Origin of the sequence: Pseudomonas sp. H11T01 (genome assembly GCF_048515765.1) — a bacterium.
Lineage (GTDB): Bacteria > Pseudomonadota > Gammaproteobacteria > Pseudomonadales > Pseudomonadaceae > Aquipseudomonas.
The window spans coordinates 130,598-149,462 of record NZ_JBLYED010000001.1; the positions used below are offsets into that span (position 1 = coordinate 130,598).

The window sequence follows — 18,865 nt, forward strand, 5'->3', positions numbered from 1 at the left end:
AAGCTATTTACCCGACTTGACCTTGGTCCAGCTGCGGGTCATTAAACGTTGAATGTTCGGTGGTAGCTCGATAGACACGTAGGTCTTGTCGAGGACTGCTTGCGGTGGATAAACCGCTTCGTCGGTGCGTATGGACTGTTCCATCAGTGTGTCCGACCCAGGGTTAGGGTTGGCGTAGCCGACGTGATCACTGACCTGAGCGATCACTTCAGGTTTCAGCAAATAGTTGATGAAGGCATGGGCTTCCTTGACGTTGGCCGAATCCTTCGGAATCGCCAGCATGTCGAACCAGAGTGCGCCGCCCTCTTTCGGAATCGCGTAGGCGATATTCACACCTTTACCGGCTTCGCCCGCACGGGCCTTGGCCTGGAAGATGTCGCCGGAGAAACCGACCGCGACGCAGATATCGCCATTGGCCAGATCCGAGATGTACTTGGAAGAGTGGAAGTAAGTTACATAAGGCCGCACCGCCAGCAACTTGGCTTCAGCCTTTTTGTAATCTTCAGGGTTGGTGCTGTTGGCGTTCAGGCCCATGTAGTTGAGGACCGTAGGCATCATTTCATCGGCGGAGTCGAGGAACGCTACGCCACAGCTGTGGAGCTTCTTGATGTTCTCAGGCTCGAACAGCATGGCCCAGGAGTCGATCTTGTCGACACCGAGCACAGCCTTGACCTTGTCGACGTTGTAACCGATGCCGTTGGTGCCCCACAGATACGGCACGGCGTACTGATTACCCGGGTCATTCATTTCCAGGCGTTTGAGCAATACCGGATCGAGGTTCGAATAGTTCGGCAGCTTCGACTTGTCGATTTTCTGAAACGCCCCGGCCTTGATCTGCTTGCCCAGGAAGTGGTTGGACGGCACGACCACGTCATAACCGGTACGCCCGGCCAGCAACTTGCCTTCCAGGGTTTCATTGGAATCGAAGACGTCATACACCGGCTTGATGCCAGTGGTTTTTTCAAAGTCAGCCAGGGTCGTCTGACCGATATAGTCCGACCAGTTATAAATATGCACAGTGGGTGCCGCTTGAGCGCTGACTGCCAGCGTCAGGCAAGTACCCACCAGCATGGCGTTGCGAAAAAAAGAAATAAACAAGTGGAGGTCCTCTCAAATAGTTGGGCCGCAGTTGTGCCCGCGTCACATGACAGCCATGGCTGCCCGGCAACAAAACCGGCGCGCAACTTACCCTCGATAAACCGATCCAGCAAAACTTTCTGTCATTTAGTTGTTCCTGTTGCCGCCAACCAGGCGCCGGCGGCAACAGGCCGTTGCTTCAAATCGGCTTATTTACCGGATTTGATCTTGGTCCAGCTGCGGGTCAGCTCACGCTGGGTGGCGGCTGGCAAATCGGCGATCGCATAAAGCTTGGCCTGCACGTCGGCTGGCGGGTAGATGCCCGGATCCGAAGTGATTTCTTTGTTCACGTACTGAGTTGCTTCAGCATTACCGTTAGGGAAACGTACGCTGTTGGTGATTTCAGCCATCACTTTCGGCTGCAACAGGTAGTTCATGAACTTGTAGGCACCCTCGACGTTTTCCGCATCTTTAGGGATAGCGACCATGTCGTAGAAGCTGCCGGCACCTTCTTTCGGAATGGCGTAGCTGACTTTCACCTTGTCACCGGCTTCGGCGGCACGGGATTTGGCCTGCTGGACGTCACCCGAATAGCCGATGGCTACGCAGATGTTGCCGTTGGCCAGGTCCGAGATGTACTTGGACGAGTGGAAGTAGGTGATCGAAGGACGGACTTTCAGGAACAGCTCTTCCGCTTTCTTCAGATCTTCCTTTTTCTGGCTGTCGGTCGGCAGACCCAGGTAATGCAGGGCTACCGGAAGCATCTCGGTAGGCGAGTCGAGGACACTCACGCCACAACCCTTGAGCTTGGCAATGTTCTCTGGCTTGAGCAGGATATCCCAGGAGTCGATTTTGTCGACGCCCAGCGCGGCCTTGACCTTCTCGGGGTTATATCCGATGCCGATCGAGCCCCACATGTAAGGGAAGGCGTGTTTGTTATCCGGGTCGCTGACGGAAACCGCTTTGAGCAGCGACGGGTTGAGATTCTTGTAGTTGGACAGCTTGGACTTGTCCAACTCCTGGTAAACGCCGGCCTTGATCTGCTTGGCCAGGAAGTTGTTGGACGGTACGACAATGTCATAACCGGACTTGCCTGCCAGCAACTTGGCTTCCAGGGTTTCGTTGCTGTCAAAAACGTCATACACCACCTTGATCCCGGACTCTTTCTCGAAGTTCGCGATGGTGTCCGGTGCGATGTAATCGGACCAGTTGTACACGTGCAGTACCTTGTCATCGGCCTGGGCTGCGCCAGCTATCACACCCATCAGAGACAAGGCGAGGAGGGTCTTGCCGGCTTTATTGAAACCTGATGCCTTCATGCGTAATGCTCCAATTATTCTTTTTGATCACATGTTCAGTGGCCGATTCCCGGGCGACTGGAACAGCGGGTAGTCTGGCAAGATCCAACACGGGCTTTCAAGGAAAGACCCATCCTTTGTTTGCACCGAGCGGAGTACCAAACTTGGCACCCCGCTCAGAGCCTAGCACTCAGCCTTGCAACGCACTCAATGTCAGGTCCAGACACTTGCGAGCTTTAGTAACCAGTTCGTCGATCTCGGCATGGCTGATCACCAGTGGCGGAGCAATGATCATGGTGTCGCCCACGGCGCGCATGATCAGGCCGTTGTCGAAGCAGAATTGCCGGCAGATCATGCCGACGCCTTTCCCGACATACCGCGCACGGGTGGCCTTGTCTTTGACCAACTCAACGGCCCCCAACAGACCGACACCCCGAACCTCTCCCACCAACGGATGATCGTTCAGTTCCCGTAGACGCTTTTGCAAATAAGGTGCCGTTTCTGCGTGAACGCGCTCGATAATTTTCTCGTCGCGCAGGATGCGGATGTTTTCCAGTGCGACCGCAGCCGCTACCGGGTGCCCGGAGTAAGTGAATCCGTGGTTGAAATCGCCACCTTCGTTAAGCACCTCAACCACTTCGTCACGCACGATCAGCCCACCCATTGGGATGTAGCCGGAGGTCAGGCCCTTGGCGATGGTCATCATGTCCGGCTTGAGGCCGTAGAAATCGCTACCGAACCACTCACCGGTACGGCCGAACCCACAGATCACTTCGTCGGCAACGAACAAGATGTCGTACTTGGCGAGGATTTCCTTGATGCGCGGCCAGTAGCTGTCTGGCGGCACGATCACGCCGCCTGCGCCCTGGATCGGCTCGGCAATAAAGGCACCGACATTGTCGACGCCGATTTCGAGAATCTTTTTCTCCAACTGATCGGCAGCCCAGATACCGAATTCTGCAGGCGTCATGTCGCCGCCTTCACCGAACCAGTACGGTTGCGGGATGTGCACGATGCCCGGAATCGGCAAATCGCCCTGTTCGTGCATATACGTCATGCCGCCCAGGCTCGCGCCGGCCACGGTCGAACCGTGGTAGCCATTGATGCGGCTGATGATGACTTTCTTCTTCGGCTGGCCTTTGATCGCCCAGTAGTGGCGGACCATACGCAGCATGGTGTCGTTGCCTTCAGAGCCGGAACCGGTGAAGAACACGTGGTTCATGCCTTCAGGCGCGATGTCGGCGATAGCCTTGGCCAGTTCCAGCACCGGCGGGTGAGCGGTCTGGAAGAACAGGTTGTAATAAGGCAGTTCGCGCATTTGTTTGCTGGCGGCATCGGCCAGTTCATCACGACCGTAACCGATAGCCACACACCAGAGGCCGGCCATACCGTCGAGGATCTTGTTGCCTTCGCTGTCCCAGAGGTAAACGCCTTTGGCGTTAGTGATGATCCGCGGGCCTTTCACTTTCAGCTGTTTAAAGTCGCTGAAAGGGGCCAGGTGGTGATCATTGCTCAGGGCTTGCCATTCACGGGTTTGCGGGTTGTTGCTGGTCATGCGAATTCTCCTAAGATTTCAGTGAGGGCGTCGCCTGGAGCAGCGGCGCCCGGCGCATCAGACGGCGAAGAGCAGGAATTCCCGCTCCCACGAACTGATCACGCGCTTGAAGTTTTCATGCTCGGCCCGCTTTACCGCGACGTAGCCAGTAATGAATTTCTTGCCCAGGTATTTCTCGATGGTGGCGCTGTGTTCCATTCGCTCCAGTGCATCTTCGATGGTCAGCGGCAGACGCAGATTGCGTCGTTCATAACCACGTCCGACCACGGGCGCACTCGGGTTGAGAGCCTCGACCATGCCGATGAACCCGCAGAGCAGGCTCGCGGCGATGGCCAGGTACGGGTTGGCGTCAGCACCCGGCAGGCGGTTTTCCACCCGACGGTTTTGCGGACCCGCATCCGGCACGCGCAAGCCGACGGTGCGGTTCTCTTCGCCCCACTCCACGTTCACCGGCGCCGAAGTGTCCGGCAGGAAGCGGCGGAATGAGTTGACGTTCGGTGCAAACAACGGCAACAGCTCGGGGATGAACTTCTGCAAGCCACCGATGTGATGCAGGAACAGCTCGCTCATGGTCCCGTCTTCATTGGAAAAGACGTTTTTACCGGTCTCGATGTCGATGATGCTCTGGTGCAAGTGCATGGCACTGCCCGGCTCACCGGTCATCGGCTTGGCCATGAAGGTCGCGGCCACGTTGTGCTTGAGCGCCGCTTCGCGCATGGTCCGTTTGAACACCAGAATCTGGTCGGCCAGGGACAGGGCATCACCGTGACGGAAGTTGATTTCCATCTGCGCCGTGCCGTCTTCGTGGATCAGCGTGTCGAGATCCAGCTCCTGCAGTTCGCACCAGTCGTACACATCTTCGAACAACGGGTCGAATTCGTTGGCCGCTTCTATAGAGAAGGACTGGCGACCAGTTTCCGGGCGCCCGGAGCGGCCAATCGGTGGCTGCAACGGGAAATCCGGATCTTCGCAGCGCTTGGTCAGGTAAAACTCCATTTCTGGCGCCACGATCGGCTGCCAGCCTCTATCGGAATAGAGTTTCAGGACCTTCTTGAGCACGTTGCGCGGCGACAACTCGATCGGGTTGCCCTGCTTGTCGTAGGTGTCGTGAATCACCTGGGCCGTAGGCTCGATGGCCCAGGGCACGAGAAATACCGCGTTCTGATCGGGACGGCAGATCATGTCGATGTCTGCCGGATCGAGGAGTTCGTAATAGATGTCGTCTTCGACATAGTCGCCCGTCACTGTTTGCAACAGCACACTCTCGGGCAGGCGCATGCCTTTCTCGGCGATGAACTTGTTGGTCGGCGAAATCTTGCCACGGGTAATCCCGGTAAGATCGCCAATCATGCATTCGACTTCTGTGATCTTGTGGTCTTTCAACCAATCGGTGAGCTGGTCGAGGTTGTTACTCATAAATGCCTCTAGGCTGAGTTTCCTGACTTTTATAAGTCAGGCGTTAGTTGACGCATCCGCGTCGCGTTGTATTGCCCGCTTTCGGCAGGCATCGCCAAATGCCTGGAAGATGGCAAGGTAATGGGGATTGGAGCTGACTTGCCATTCAGGGTGCCACTGCACACCTAAAGCAAAAGCCTTGCCTCCCTCGATTCCGCCCTTCTCGACAGACAGGGCTTCAATCAACCCATCCGGAGCCCTGGCCTCAACGCGCAGGCCCGGCGCCAGACGTTCAACGCCCTGACCATGAATCGAATTGACGGAAATTTCGCTCGGCAGGCCCAGGCCCGCCAGTACGCCACCCGGTTCAATGTGCATCGGATGGCTGGGCGCGTATTGCACCTCAAGCGGGTCGTTGTCGTCCTCACGGTGGTCCATGAATATGCCAACCTCATGAACCTTCTGATGCAGACTGCCGCCGAACGCCACGTTCATTTCCTGGAAACCGCGACAAATCCCAAGCACCGGAACGCCCGCCGCAACAGCGGCACGAATCAACGGGAGGGTGGTGCGATCGCGTGCAGGATCATGAGCAGTCCCCGGCGCGCTGGCAGGTCCGCTATAGTGAAAGGGTTCGACGTTGGAAGGAGAGCCGGTAAAAAGAATGCCGTCCAGACCGTCAAGAATATCGGTCGGATCGAGCAGTTCCGCCAGGGACGGAAGAATCAATGGCAGGCCCTTGGCAGCAACAGCGACTGCGCGGACGTACTTATCGCCACTGATGTGATAAGCATGCAAACCGATCTGCTTAGAGCAGGCGGTGACGCCGATTAACGGCAGGCGTGACATGAAGCACCCCGGTATTATTGCTGTTATGGGTTTGAATCGAGCTTAGCCTTGTTCATTTTTTTACACAACACCCCCGTAAAAAATACAACACGGCCCGCTCAAGCCTGCGGACGCCAAAGACCCCGAAGGCATAAAAACGCCCTAAATTGCCCCAAAAGTGCCCTTCGAGCGCTTTTTGAGGGCAAAAAAGGCCTCGCTTGACTTCGGCATGCCGTTCGGGTTGACTGAATCCCGAAGAGATCAATGATTGATATTTTTAACAACAAAGGTGTTGCATCATGTCGGTACCCCCGCGTGCCGTTCAGCTTAACGAAGCGAACGCGTTCCTTAAGGAACATCCTGAGGTTCTGTACGTTGACCTTCTGATTGCGGATATGAATGGTGTGGTGCGCGGTAAGCGCATTGAACGCACCAGTCTCCACAAGGTTTACGAGAAAGGCATCAACCTGCCGGCCTCTCTATTTGCTCTGGATATCAATGGCTCGACGGTGGAAAGCACCGGTCTGGGTCTGGACATCGGTGATGCTGACCGAATCTGTTATCCAATCCCCGACACCCTGTGCAATGAACCCTGGCAGAAGCGCCCGACCGCGCAACTGTTAATGACCATGCACGAAATCGAAGGTGAACCTTTCTTCGCCGATCCTCGCGAAGTCCTGCGCCAGGTCGTCAGCAAGTTCGACGACATGGGTTTGACCATCTGCGCCGCATTCGAGCTGGAGTTCTACCTGATTGACCAGGAGAACGTGAATGGCCGGCCACAACCTCCTCGCTCGCCGATCTCCGGCAAGCGCCCGCATTCGACACAGGTCTACCTGATCGACGACCTCGACGAATACGTCGACTGCCTCCAGGACATTCTGGAAGGTGCGAAAGAGCAAGGCATCCCGGCCGACGCCATCGTCAAGGAAAGTGCTCCGGCGCAGTTCGAAGTGAACCTGCACCACGTGGCCGACCCGATCAAAGCCTGCGATTACGCGGTACTGCTCAAACGTCTGATCAAAAACATTGCCTACGACCATGAGATGGACACCACCTTCATGGCCAAGCCTTACCCGGGCCAGGCAGGTAACGGTCTGCACGTACACATTTCGATCCTTGATAAAGAAGGCAAGAACATCTTTGCCAGTGAGGATCCCGAGCAGAACGCCGCACTGCGTCACGCGATCGGCGGTGTGCTCGAGACCCTACCGGCGCAGATGGCCTTCCTCTGCCCGAACGTCAACTCGTACCGTCGTTTCGGCGCACAGTTCTACGTGCCGAACTCGCCGTGCTGGGGCCTGGATAACCGTACCGTTGCATTGCGCGTACCGACCGGTTCCGCCGATGCGGTACGTCTGGAGCACCGCGTTGCCGGCGCCGACGCCAACCCGTATCTGTTGATGGCTTCGGTTCTGGCAGGCGTGCACCACGGTCTGACCAACAAAATCGAACCTGGCGCTCCGGTCGAAGGTAACTCCTACGAGCAGAACGAGCAGAGCCTGCCGAACAACTTGCGTGATGCACTGCGCGAGCTGGACGACAGCGAAGTCATGGCCCGTTATATCGACCCGAAATACATCGATATCTTCGTCGCCTGTAAAGAGAGCGAGCTGGAGGAGTTCGAACACTCCATCTCCGACCTCGAGTACAACTGGTACCTGCATACCGTGTAAGCGGTTGCAGTAAAAACAACGCCGCCGGCCGAAAAGCCTGCGGCGTTTTTTTGTGGATTCATTCAGTTGGACCGAGGTGGATTCATCGCGAGCAGGCTCGCTCCCACATTGACCAGTGTGGAACTCAGATTTTCTATACGCAGGAGATCCCCTGTGGGAGCGAGCCTGCTCGCGATGGCGCCCGACAAGACAACATCGAACCCTGCTCGTACAATGCCCGCTGCCCTGCAGGAGACTCAAATGATGCGCCCCGCCACTATCCGCAAACCCCGCGCACGCAGCCAGGCCCGGATCGATTCGATACTCGACGCCGCCCGCACGCTGCTTGCCGCCGAGGGCGTGGCCAGCCTGTCGATCTATAGCGTGGCTGCCGGTGCACAGATTCCGCCGTCGTCGGTCTATCACTTCTTCGCCAGCGTCCCTGCCCTGCTCGAAGCCTTGACCGCCGATGTCCACGCGGCCTTTCGCGCCTGCCTGCAAGCGCCCATCGATCATGGCTCCCTCAGTGGCTGGCGCGACCTGTCGCGACTGATGGAACAGCGCATGCTGAGCATCTACAGCGAAGATGCCGCCGCCCGCCAACTGATCCTCGCCCAGCACGGCCTGACCGAAGTCACCCAGGCCGACCGCCAGCACGACATTGAGCTTGGCGATCTGATGCACAAACTGTTCGATCACCATTTCGAACTGCCGGTACTGCCCAAAGATGTCGACGTCTTCGCCCTGGCCATGGAGCTGGGCGACCGCGTCTACGCCCGTTCGGTGCAACAGCACGGCCAAATCACCCCGCGCATGGCCGAAGAAGGCATGCGAGTATTCGATGCCTATCTGGGGTTGTATCTGCCGCCCTATTTGCCCAAACGCGGCGCGTAACACAGGGAGTCTCAAATGCAGCAGGTTCCGCAGAGTTATCTTGGCGTATGGCAGCGGCGCTTGATCCAGCACAGCTCGGGGCGTTCGGACAGCGAAACGGCTGTGTATTGGCTACAAACTCCGCGACTGTTTGCCGACCTGCGAATCCCGCCCAACTCGCTTCCAGGTCTGGCGCTCGAAGCACTCAGCCATGCTCAACGTCTGGCGTTGTGCGAACAGAAAGGCTTCGCCGGGGTGACCCAGGTCGACGCGGACATTTGCCAATGGCATCGCAAAATGGACTATCAGCCGGTCAGCGGCGAAGAAGACATTGGTCGCATGCAGTTTGAAACCAGCGAACGCCTGCTCGAGACCGCTCTGGACGATAGTTACTACGAAATATGGGAGCGCTTGCCCGATTCCCTCGGCGTGTGTCGTGGCCAATGGTTGCAAGCCATGGATGACCCATCGCGTCAGGGCTGTCTGCTACTGGCCGGGGATTATTTCCTGTTCGCCGCCAGTCGCCCTACACCGCTGACACCCGGCGGTCATTTGCGCGAAAAGATCAGCCCCCAAAACTCAACCGCCCTCTTGGCCTGTGAACTGTCTTTCGGCCGGCATCACGCCGGAAGAGCCCCGTGGCAAATCGAGTGTTCAACCCTGCCCGCCAACGCCGGCCAATGTCTGTTGCCCTCATCGATAGACCCGTTTGCCGCAGACCTTTTCGCCGATGAAACCGTCATGCCTTCACTCGGGAGTGTTGCTCCCGCTCAAGGTTGGCGCTGCATGCCTGATCCCCGACAACAAACCTGAAAAACCCCGAAGGGCTGAAACCATTCGGGGTTGTCGTTGCGCACTGATTACAACTTGGCGATCGATACCTCGGTGGATTTCACGAAGGCAATCACTTCACTGCCGACCACCAGTTCCAACTCTTTGACCGAACGTGTGGTGATCACCGAAGTGACCACGCCGGAAGCGGTCTGCACGTCAATTTCCGACAGAACATCCCCTTCGACGATTTCCTTGATGGTGCCTTTGAACTGGTTACGGACGTTGATGGCTTTAATAGTCATGAGCGGTATTCCTGTTTGGGTAAGAGATTTTTTGCAGTTGAGTTACTGGGCCCAACGCAATTGCGTGGGCAAGGGTGAAACGGGTTCCGGCTCAGGTGGCGAACCGGGGAGCGACAACACGCGGTTAAGAACTTCGGTTTCCAGCGCTGCAAGCCGATGGGAACCACGAACCCGAGGACGCGGCAGTTCCACCTGCAGGTCGAGGCCGATTTCGCCCTCTTCGATCAGGATCACCCGATCAGCAATTGCCACGGCTTCACTGACATCGTGGGTCACCAGCAGCACGGTGAATCCGTGCTTCTGCCACAGGCGTTCGATCAATTGCTGCATCTCGATTCGAGTCAGGGCATCCAGTGCGCCCAGCGGTTCGTCGAGCAACAGCAACCGAGGTTGATGAATCAAGGCGCGGGCCAGTGCGACACGCTGCTTCTGCCCACCGGACAATGCTGCGGGCCATTCATTGGCGCGATCCGCCAGGCCGACGGCTTCTAGCGCATCCAGTGCTTGCGGCCGCCAGTTGCCCTTGAGCCCGAGCCCAACGTTGTCGATAACCTTTTTCCAGGGCAGCAAACGCGCTTCCTGAAACATTAAACGGGTGTCTTCTATCGCTTCACTCAGCGGCGCTGAACCGGCGAGCAATTCACCACCCGTGGGTTTATCGAGACCGGCGAGCAAGCGCAGCAAGGTGCTTTTGCCGCAACCGCTGCGACCGACCACGGCAACGAACTGGCCGGCAGGAATATGCAGATCGATCTCACGCAGCACCTGGCGTTGACCAAACGTTTTTCGCAGCTTGCGCACCGCCAGCGGAATCCCGCGCAGCAGGCGAGGTGGTTGTTGAGCCGTCATACGGCACCGCCTTTAGCCACTTGATAGGCCGGGTGCCAGCGCAACCAGACACGTTCCAGACCACGGGCCGCGAGGTCGGCCAATTTGCCGAGCACCGCGTACAACAGGATCGCCAACACCACCACATCAGTCTGCAAAAACTCCCGGGCATTCATCGCCAGATAGCCGATGCCCGAGCTGGCGGAGATGGTTTCGGCGACGATCAAGGTCAGCCACATAAAGCCCAGCGCGAAGCGCACACCCACCAGAATCGAAGGCAGCGCTCCCGGCAGAATCACCTGACGGAACAAACCGAAACCGGACAAACCATAACTGCGGGACATTTCCACCAGCGCCGGGTCAACGTTGCGAATGCCGTGATAGGTGTTGAGATAGATCGGGAACACAGTGCCCAACGCCACCAGAAAAACCTTCGCCGACTCATCGATGCCGAACCACAGAATCACCAACGGAATCAGTGCCAGATGCGGCACGTTGCGGATCATCTGCACCGAAGTGTCGAGGAGACGTTCGCCCCATTTCGACAACCCGGTGATAAAGCCCAGGGCCAGACCGATGCTGCCACCGATCAAAAAACCGACTGCCGCACGCCAGCCGCTGATTGCCAGATGAGTCCAGATTTCGCCGCTACGGACCAGGCTCACACCGGCCTCGATCACCGCGCTCGGTGCCGGCAGAATCCGTGTCGACAACCAGCCCGCCGATACGGACAACTGCCACACCGCGAGCAACAACACCGGCAAGGCCCACGGCGAGAGGCTGTGGATAATTTTGTGGGTCTTCATGGTCGCGCCTCAGCTCTGGGACGCAGCTTTAGGAAGAATGGGCAGGAACCAGAAAATAGCGAGGCTCATGGAGTTGTCTCCTAAGGAATTCGAATTACGGCGCATTGGCAACGGTCGCAGGTGGCGTCCAGATCACGTCTTTGATGCTCAGTGGTTTCGGGATCAGTTTGAGTTGGTAAAAGCTGTCGGCGATCTTTTGCTGAGCGGCGACCACTTTCGGGGTAAGAAACAGTGCGCCGTAGCCCTGACGTTTCACTGAGGTGAGGGTGATGTCCGCGGGCAGACCGAGCAGTGGCGAAACCTGTTTGGTCACATCTTCGGGATTGGCCTTGGACCACTCGCCGACTGCGCGCACTTCTTCCACCAGCGCCTTGATCACTTGCGGGTGTTTTTCGGCGTAGGGCTTGGTTGCCAGATAGAACTGATGGTTGTCGACGATGCCGCTGCCATCACGCAGGGTGCGCGCTTGCAGTTGCTGTTCGGCGGCGGCCTGGTACGGGTCCCAGATCACCCAGGCGTCGACGCTGCCGCGTTCGAACGCAGCACGGGCATCGGCCGGAGGCAGGAATACGGTCTGGATGTCGGTGTATTTGAGGCCGGCGTCTTCGAGGGCACGGACCAGCAGGTAATGAACGTTGGAGCCTTTGTTGAGGACGACCTTCTTGCCCTTGAGGTCCTTCACCGATTTGATCGGCGAGTCTTTCGGGACGAGGATCGCTTCGCTGGTCGGCGCTGGTGGCTCATAAGCCACGTAGAGCAAATCGGCACCGGCCGCCTGAGCGAACACCGGAGGCGTTTCGCCGGTCACACCAAAGTCAATGGAACCGACGTTCAGCCCTTCAAGCAGCTGCGGGCCGCCAGGGAACTCAGTCCATTGCACGTCGACACCTTGAGCGGCGAGACGTTTTTCCAGCGAGCCTTTGGCCTTGAGCAGCACCAGAGTGCCGTATTTCTGATAGCCGATGCGCAAGCTCTCGGCTTGGGCTTGAGTAATAACGCCGAAGGACACAGCCGCAGCAAACAGAGCGACCAGACCACGACGCAAAATGACAGTGCGCATAGCGCTCTCCTTTTTGCTGTTGGGTTTTGGCTGCACCTGCTTGCCCGTTAGCGGGCGAGTAAGGCGAGTACATCAAATTCCGGCAGGGCTTAAATGCTCCAGCGAGCACTCAATAAACGTTCGTTCAACAGATTCGGATCAATCGGCTTGGGCCGCCGCGCCATCGCGCTGTAGAACTGCTCCAATGCCTCGTCCAAGCGTCGCTCCAGTATCGGCACCAACTGCGCCTGGGCGCTGCCTTCGCCATAAGCGATCTGGCTGTCTTCGGCGAAAATCCCATGGAGCATTTCCTGAGCCTTCAATGCCGACAACACCGGTTTGAGCGCGTAATCCACTGCCAGCATGTGAGCGATGCTGCCGCCGGTGGCCATGGGCAATACCACCTTGTGGCTCAGTGCACGCTCCGGCAGCAGATCGAGCACGGTCTTCAGTGCGCCGGAGAACGACGCTTTGTAAACCGGCGTGGCGATCAGCAGGCCATCGGCGTTTTCAATCTGTTGCAGCAGGTTAAGCACCATGGGGCTGTCGAAGCGTGCGTGAAGCAAGTCTTCGGCCGGGAAGTCCCGTACCTGAAAACTCACCACCTCCACGCCTTGCTGCTGTAACCAGCGTTTGGAATGGTCCAGCAACACCCCGGAACGGGAGCGCTGGCTGGGACTTCCACCAAGTGAGACGACCAGCATGCAAATAATTCCTTAGGCGGTTGTTGGCGATTCGCTCACTGCGATCTCGCTAAGATGAACAGACCATAACAGGTGATTTATATATCCATAAATCTTATTTATTCATTTGTTTATTCCCTAAACGAATATGCGAAAGAGATTTCTCCAGACAAAAAAACAGGCCGTCGAAACGGCCTGAAACCCTTGCTTTGTGGATACCCTTTTGACGTTAACGATTAGGCTGCGGTGTCAATCGCAGATACGGTTTCACCGCGCGGTAGCCTTTCGGGAAGCGTTTCTTGATCTCGTCTTCATCCTTGAGCGATGGAACGATCACCACCTCGTCACCGTCCTGCCAGTTGGCCGGCGTGGCCACTTTGTAGTGGTCGGTAAGTTGCAGCGAATCAATCACCCGCAAAATTTCATGGAAGTTACGCCCGGTACTGGCCGGATAAGTAATGGTCAGACGCACCTTTTTGTTCGGATCGATAACGAACAGCGAACGCACGGTCAGGGTGTCGTTGGCATTGGGATGAATGAGGTCGTAGAGGTCACAGACTTTGCGATCAGCGTCCGCGAGGATCGGGAAATTGACGAGGGTGCTTTGGGTTTCGTTGATGTCTTCGATCCACCTGTGGTGCGAGTCCACCGGGTCGACCGACAAGGCAATGGCCTTGACGCCGCGCTTGGCGAATTCGTCTTTGAGCTTGGCGGTGAAACCGAGCTCCGTGGTGCACACTGGGGTGAAGTCCGCCGGATGGGAAAACAGCACGCCCCAGCTATCGCCAAGCCACTCGTGAAAACGAATCGTGCCGGCGCTGGAGTCCTGTTCGAAATCGGGGGCGATGTCGCGAAGTCTGAGGCTCATGATGCTGCTCCTTGTGAGTGCTTATTGAGCCCACTCTGCCTGCATCGATTATTATTTAAAAAGAATAAATACTGATCTATTTAGATCAAAAATGAATATTAAACAACTCTTCATTGGACGCACAGGCACGCGAAGACCACCCTGCTCGCCGAGGTTCGAGAAGGCCTTGAGGAGCTGTAAAAAGGGATTCGATGATGGCTTGCGAGGGGTAAGCCTGACTTGAAAAAACACCCGGCCCGGCGTTGCGCCGGGCGGGGTTTTTCATGCGTGAATTACAACAACGGGATCGAGTAGCTGACGATCAGACGGTTTTCGTCCTGATCGCGCTGACCCGGGATGTCGTTGCGCCACATGGCGTTTTTCCAGGTCACACCGACGTTTTTCAGCGGGCCTTCCGGTACAACGTAGGCTAAAGCAATGTCGCGTTCCCACTCGCTGGTGCCAGTGCCCAGCGTAGAGGTTTGGGCAGCGCCGACTTTACCGACGGTATCAATGCTGTCACCACGCAGATAAATGATACCGGCGGTCAGGCCTGGCAGGCCAACCTTGGCGAAGTCATAGGCGTAGCGAGCTTGCCAAGTACGTTCGCCGGCATGGGCGAACTTCTGGATCTGCATGTCGGTGATGGTGTAGTTGGACGAGCCATCACCCTGGTTCAGCCAAGGGAAATCACTGTCGCCACTGCTGAGCTGGTAGCCGCCACCGAAGGTGTGACCGGCAACCGAGTACAGGAACAGGCCGCTGTACAGGTTGTTGTCGACTCTGCCTTTAGTAGTTGTACCGCCGTAGTAGCCGGAAGTGAAGAAGCCCGCATCATGGCCATTGGCGCCATCGTCTTTGCTGTTGAAGTAACGGAAATCAGACTTCAGTACGCCCGGGCCGATTGACCAGTTGTGAACCAGACCCAGGAAGTGCTGCTTGTAGAAGTCTTCCAGGTTGCCGTAGTAGTACGAGGCCGTCAGATCTTTGGTGAGCTTGTAGTCGGCACCTGCGTAGTAGAACTTGTTGCTGAGCTTGGCTTTGGAGTAGTCGGAACCGCCGTTGGCACCTGCAATGGACAGGCCCTTTTCGTCGGTGGAGTTACGCCCTTTGGCGTGCTCGAGCTGACCTGCGGTCAGGGTCAGGTCCTTGATATCGTTCGACTGGATCTGGCCGCCCTGGAACGTCTGAGTGACCAGACGACTGTCGTTGGTCACGACCACAGGGTTTTTAGGCGTCAAGGTGCCGAGGCGCAGTTCGGTTTGCGCAACCTTGGCTTTGGCGGTCAGGCCCAGGCTGGAGAAATCGTCAACCGCTTCGTTACCTTGGGTTGGGAAGACGTTGCCGCCAGAGAGAGCACCCGTCGGGTTGCCGTGCTTGGCTTCACTGGAATCCAGCTTGACGCCCAACAGGCCGATGGCGTCAACGCCGAAACCAACGGTGCCCTGGGTGAAGCCGGACGTGAATCGCAGGTCGAAGCCTTGGCCCCACTCGGATTGGTAGTTCTGTGCTTTTGCGGCCTTGGTGTCCGAATCGCGGTTATCGTTGTTGATGTAGAAGTTGCGCAGCCCCAGGGTGGCCTTGCTGTCTTCGATGAAACCTGCGGCGCCTGCCTGCTGCGCCAAAACCCCTACGGCCACAGCCAGGGCCAACGTGGACTTGTTCATTATTTCGCTCCTCTCGTTCTAATTTCTAATTCTTGTGTTCTTTGGTCCTGGGTCTAACGCCCTGGATCCGCAGTAGCGCGATTAGCACCGTACCGTGACTGACAAGTCAATCGTAACCATGCGTGTCTACGACCATGGTCTAACCGCCGTAATTTGGTCCGTGCAGGGTAATGACTTTTCCATAAACCCAAAAAGAATTATTTCATTCTTTTTCATGCTATTCAGGAATAACGCTTTGTGTGACTCACTGAACCGAGCCAGAAGGCATCGGTTCACAAGCTAATTCCTGAATGGTGTTTTTTTGCCGCTATTTAGATCGTTTAGCTCTGATGTATTCATCAAACGTCAACCACGATCAAAAAGGCGACGCCATAATGGCCAAACGCGCATCATCCAGTCAAATTGTTACAGTTTGTATATCGCTCGAATTTCTTCCAGCCCGCAGAAATAGCCGCGGCCTGGAAGCGAGGTGTTGAGACGGTGCGGGTGGATTATGATGAGTACTTACAAGGTTTTTTCGAAGATCTTCGAATTACGCTGGTAGTTGTACAGCGAGGCCCGAGCCGAGGGCAGGCGCTCGACGCTGCTTGGCACGAAGCCACGCTCACGGAACCAGTGAGCGGTACGCGTGGTCAGCACGAACAAGGTTTTGAGCCCCTGATCGCGAGCACGGGTTTCGATCCGTTCCAGCAATTCATCACCACGACCGCCATGGCGATATTCCGGGTTCACCGCCAGGCAAGCCAACTCCCCTGCATCAGAATCGGCAATCTGATACAGCGCCGCACAGGCGATGATCATACCTTCGCGCTCGACCACGCTGAACTGTTCGATCTCACGCTCCAGCACCTCGCGGGAACGGCGAACCAGGATGCCCTGCTCTTCCAGCGGACTGATCAAATCCAGCAAACCGCCGACGTCTTCAATGGCCGCTTCACGGACCAATTCGAACTGCTCTTGCGCGACCAGCGTACCGCCACCGTCGCGGGTGAAGAGTTCGGTCAGCAACGCGCCGTTTTCTACATAACTGACGATATGGCTACGACCTACACCGCCTCGACAGGCTTCAGCCGCCGCATCCAGCAATTCCGCCTGGTAGTTACCGCCCAGACGCTGCAAATGCGCCGGCACCTGTTGCGGACGCAACTCGCGCACTAGCCTGCCGTTTTCGTCGATCAGGCCGAGGTCGGCACCAAACAGCAGCAGTTTGTCGGCACCCAGGTCGATGGCGGCGCGGGTCGCGACGTCTTCGCAGGCCAGGTTGAAGATTTCCCCGGTCGGCGAGTAGCCCAACGGCGAGAGCAGAACGATCGAACGTTCATCCAGCAGACGGTTGATGCCTTTGCGGTCGACCCGGCGCACTTCACCGGTGTGGTGATAGTCGACACCTTCAAGCACGCCAATCGGCCGTGCAGTCACCAGATTGCCGCCCGCCACCCGCAGGCGCGAACCCTGCATCGGCGAGGAGGCCATGTCCATGGACAGGCGCGCTTCGATGGCAATCCGCAGTTGGCCCACCGCGTCGATCACGCATTCCAGCGTCGCCGCATCGGTGATGCGCATGCCATGGTGGTAATGCGGGGTCAGGCCTCGAGCAGCGAGACGGGTTTCAATTTGCGGACGGGAACCATGAACCAGCACCAGTCGCACGCCCAGGCTGTGCAACAGCACCAGGTCGTGGACGATATTGCCGAAGTTTGGGTGCTCGATCCCGTCGCCAGGAAGCATGACGACAAAGGTGCAATCGCGGTGGGCATTGATGTAGGGAGAAGCGTGACGAAGCCAATTGACGTATTCGGGCATAAAACCAGCGCCTGTAATAAAAAGCAGCCGAAAAAAGGACGAAACAGAAAACGCACAGCGGGCTGTTGGTTATCGTCGGAACAGGCTTGGCGACACGCGAGCTCTCCTTATAGATACGGGCTTGATCATCGGCGATTTAACTGAGGTCAGGCCGGCGTCAGGCAATAATGTTCGATCAATTGACGTAGTAGATGCACGGTAGGCTGCAAACGTGACATTTCGAGGTATTCCCCCGGTTGGTGAGCGCAGGCAATGTCGCCCGGGCCGAGCACCAGTGTCTCGCAGCCGAGGCGCTGAAGATAAGGCGCTTCAGTGCCAAACGCTACTGCTTCGGCGAGATGGCCGGTGAGTCTTTCCGCGAGCCGGACCAATTCGCAGTCTTCAGCCTGCTCGAAGGGCGGTACTTCGGGGAACAACGGCGCGTAATCAATCTTCACCTTATGCCACTCGGCTATAGGCTCAAGCTTCTGCCGGATCGCTGCGCGCAAGACGCTCGGGTCCATGCCCGGCAAGGGACGCAGGTCGAATTCCAGCGAGCACTGGCCGCAGATCCGGTTCGGGTTGTCGCCACCGTGGATGCAGCCAAAATTCAGGGTCGGTTGCGGCACGCTGAACTGCGGATTGCGGTACTCACGCTGCCACGCCAGACGCAACCCGCGCAGTTCGCCGATGGCATCGTGCATGGCTTCGAGGGCGCTGTGGCCCAGACGCGGGTCCGATGAGTGGCCGCTTTGTCCGAGAATATCGATGCGCTCCATCATCACGCCTTTGTGCAGACGAATCGGCTTGAGCCCGGTCGGCTCGCCGATCACCGCGGCACGTCCCAGTGGCCGACCGGCTGCGGCCAGCGCACGGGCACCCGCCATGGAGCTTTCTTCGTCGCAGGTGGCGAGAATCAGTAACGGCTGTTTGAACGGCTTGTCCAGCAGCGGCAGGACGGCTTCGATGGCCAGCGCAAAAAAGCCCTTCATGTCGCAACTGCCGAGGCCAACCCAACGACCGTCGACTTCGGTCAATTTCAACGGATCGGTCTGCCACAGCGCACCGTCGAACGGCACCGTATCGCTGTGTCCGGCCAGCACCAGGCCACCGGGGCCAGAGCCGAAGCTGGCGAGCAGGTTGAACTTGCCGGGGCTGACTTGCTGGATGTCGCAGGCGAAACCCAGATCGCCGAGCCAGGTCGCCAGCAGGTCGATCACCGCACGATTGGATTGATCCAGACTCGGCTGGGTACAGCTGACCGACGGCGCAGCAATCAGCGCAGCGAACTGATCTTTCATGGATGGCAAAGGCATGCGCTGACTCCTGACTCCCTAGAAGAGCTTCATCATAGGGCCTTCTGTGTCATGGAATAAACCGCCGCGGCACGTCGAGTCGGCGAGTCCTGTACACTGCACGGCCTTGGCAGCCACACATTCCCCCGGCTGCGCTCCCG

General features: G+C 57.4%; 17 protein-coding genes. 3 read left to right on the forward strand and 14 right to left on the reverse strand.

What is annotated here, in order from left to right; translation table 11 throughout:
• Positions 1 to 3: 3 nt before the first annotated feature.
• The 5 genes from ACN1C3_RS00635 to ACN1C3_RS00655 all read right to left on the reverse strand — a co-directional run bounded on the left by ACN1C3_RS00635 (position 4) and on the right by ACN1C3_RS00655 (position 6,174).
• A complete protein-coding gene (locus ACN1C3_RS00635) occupies positions 4 to 1,071 on the reverse strand; it encodes a polyamine ABC transporter substrate-binding protein (protein ID WP_419114219.1) in 1,068 nt (355 codons plus the stop codon).
• 215 nt (positions 1,072 to 1,286) lie between these two features.
• Positions 1,287 to 2,396: a polyamine ABC transporter substrate-binding protein gene (locus ACN1C3_RS00640; RefSeq protein ID WP_419113856.1), complete on the reverse strand. Its 1,110-nt coding sequence runs from the start codon at positions 2,394 to 2,396 to the stop codon at positions 1,287 to 1,289.
• A gap of 169 nt (positions 2,397 to 2,565) precedes the next feature.
• The gene (locus ACN1C3_RS00645; RefSeq protein WP_419113857.1) at positions 2,566 to 3,930 is read right to left on the reverse strand and encodes an aspartate aminotransferase family protein; all 1,365 of its coding nucleotides are present in this window, start codon (positions 3,928 to 3,930) and stop codon (positions 2,566 to 2,568) included.
• Positions 3,931 to 3,987: 57 nt separating this feature from the next.
• Positions 3,988 to 5,346 carry a glutamine synthetase family protein gene (locus ACN1C3_RS00650; RefSeq protein WP_419113858.1) on the reverse strand — a complete coding sequence of 453 codons (1,359 nt, stop codon included), beginning with the start codon at positions 5,344 to 5,346 and terminating at the stop codon, positions 3,988 to 3,990.
• Positions 5,347 to 5,382: 36 nt separating this feature from the next.
• Positions 5,383 to 6,174, reverse strand: a complete 792-nt coding sequence (locus ACN1C3_RS00655) for a gamma-glutamyl-gamma-aminobutyrate hydrolase family protein (protein ID WP_419113859.1) — start codon at positions 6,172 to 6,174, stop codon at positions 5,383 to 5,385.
• A gap of 278 nt (positions 6,175 to 6,452) precedes the next feature.
• Between ACN1C3_RS00655 and ACN1C3_RS00660 the strand changes: the two genes are divergently transcribed.
• The 3 genes from ACN1C3_RS00660 to ACN1C3_RS00670 all read left to right on the forward strand — a co-directional run bounded on the left by ACN1C3_RS00660 (position 6,453) and on the right by ACN1C3_RS00670 (position 9,494).
• Positions 6,453 to 7,829: a glutamine synthetase family protein gene (locus ACN1C3_RS00660; RefSeq protein WP_419113860.1), complete on the forward strand. Its 1,377-nt coding sequence runs from the start codon at positions 6,453 to 6,455 to the stop codon at positions 7,827 to 7,829.
• A gap of 240 nt (positions 7,830 to 8,069) precedes the next feature.
• Positions 8,070 to 8,702, forward strand: a complete 633-nt coding sequence (locus ACN1C3_RS00665) for a TetR/AcrR family transcriptional regulator (protein ID WP_419113861.1) — start codon at positions 8,070 to 8,072, stop codon at positions 8,700 to 8,702.
• 15 nt (positions 8,703 to 8,717) lie between these two features.
• Entirely contained in the window at positions 8,718 to 9,494 is a 777-nt protein-coding gene (locus tag ACN1C3_RS00670) for a hypothetical protein (RefSeq protein ID WP_419113862.1), read from the forward strand.
• A 47-nt stretch (positions 9,495 to 9,541) separates the two neighbouring features.
• Here ACN1C3_RS00670 and ACN1C3_RS00675 read toward each other — a convergent pair whose 3' ends face one another.
• From ACN1C3_RS00675 to argE, 9 genes are all read right to left on the reverse strand, one after another.
• Positions 9,542 to 9,757 carry a TOBE domain-containing protein gene (locus tag ACN1C3_RS00675; protein ID WP_419113863.1) on the reverse strand — a complete coding sequence of 72 codons (216 nt, stop codon included), beginning with the start codon at positions 9,755 to 9,757 and terminating at the stop codon, positions 9,542 to 9,544.
• Between the two features lie 42 nt (positions 9,758 to 9,799).
• A complete protein-coding gene (ssuB, locus tag ACN1C3_RS00680) occupies positions 9,800 to 10,606 on the reverse strand; it encodes an aliphatic sulfonates ABC transporter ATP-binding protein (RefSeq protein ID WP_419113864.1) in 807 nt (268 codons plus the stop codon).
• Positions 10,603 to 11,391 carry an aliphatic sulfonate ABC transporter permease SsuC gene (gene ssuC, locus ACN1C3_RS00685; RefSeq protein ID WP_419113865.1) on the reverse strand — a complete coding sequence of 263 codons (789 nt, stop codon included), beginning with the start codon at positions 11,389 to 11,391 and terminating at the stop codon, positions 10,603 to 10,605. Before ssuC ends, ssuB begins: the two co-directional genes overlap by 4 nt.
• A gap of 94 nt (positions 11,392 to 11,485) precedes the next feature.
• Positions 11,486 to 12,451, reverse strand: a complete 966-nt coding sequence (locus ACN1C3_RS00690) for a sulfonate ABC transporter substrate-binding protein (protein WP_419113866.1) — start codon at positions 12,449 to 12,451, stop codon at positions 11,486 to 11,488.
• Between the two features lie 89 nt (positions 12,452 to 12,540).
• Entirely contained in the window at positions 12,541 to 13,134 is a 594-nt protein-coding gene (gene ssuE / locus ACN1C3_RS00695) for an NADPH-dependent FMN reductase (protein ID WP_419113867.1), read from the reverse strand.
• 208 nt (positions 13,135 to 13,342) lie between these two features.
• Positions 13,343 to 13,981 carry a peroxiredoxin gene (locus ACN1C3_RS00700; RefSeq protein ID WP_419113868.1) on the reverse strand — a complete coding sequence of 213 codons (639 nt, stop codon included), beginning with the start codon at positions 13,979 to 13,981 and terminating at the stop codon, positions 13,343 to 13,345.
• A 272-nt stretch (positions 13,982 to 14,253) separates the two neighbouring features.
• Positions 14,254 to 15,627: an OprD family porin gene (locus ACN1C3_RS00705; protein WP_419113869.1), complete on the reverse strand. Its 1,374-nt coding sequence runs from the start codon at positions 15,625 to 15,627 to the stop codon at positions 14,254 to 14,256.
• A gap of 504 nt (positions 15,628 to 16,131) precedes the next feature.
• Complete coding sequence (gene argA, locus ACN1C3_RS00710) at positions 16,132 to 17,430, reverse strand: amino-acid N-acetyltransferase (RefSeq protein WP_419113870.1); 1,299 nt, start codon at positions 17,428 to 17,430, stop codon at positions 16,132 to 16,134.
• Positions 17,431 to 17,576: 146 nt separating this feature from the next.
• Positions 17,577 to 18,725 (reverse strand): acetylornithine deacetylase, encoded by a 1,149-nt coding sequence (gene argE, locus ACN1C3_RS00715; RefSeq protein WP_419113871.1) that lies wholly within the window; start codon positions 18,723 to 18,725, stop codon positions 17,577 to 17,579.
• Positions 18,726 to 18,865 lie beyond the last annotated feature (140 nt).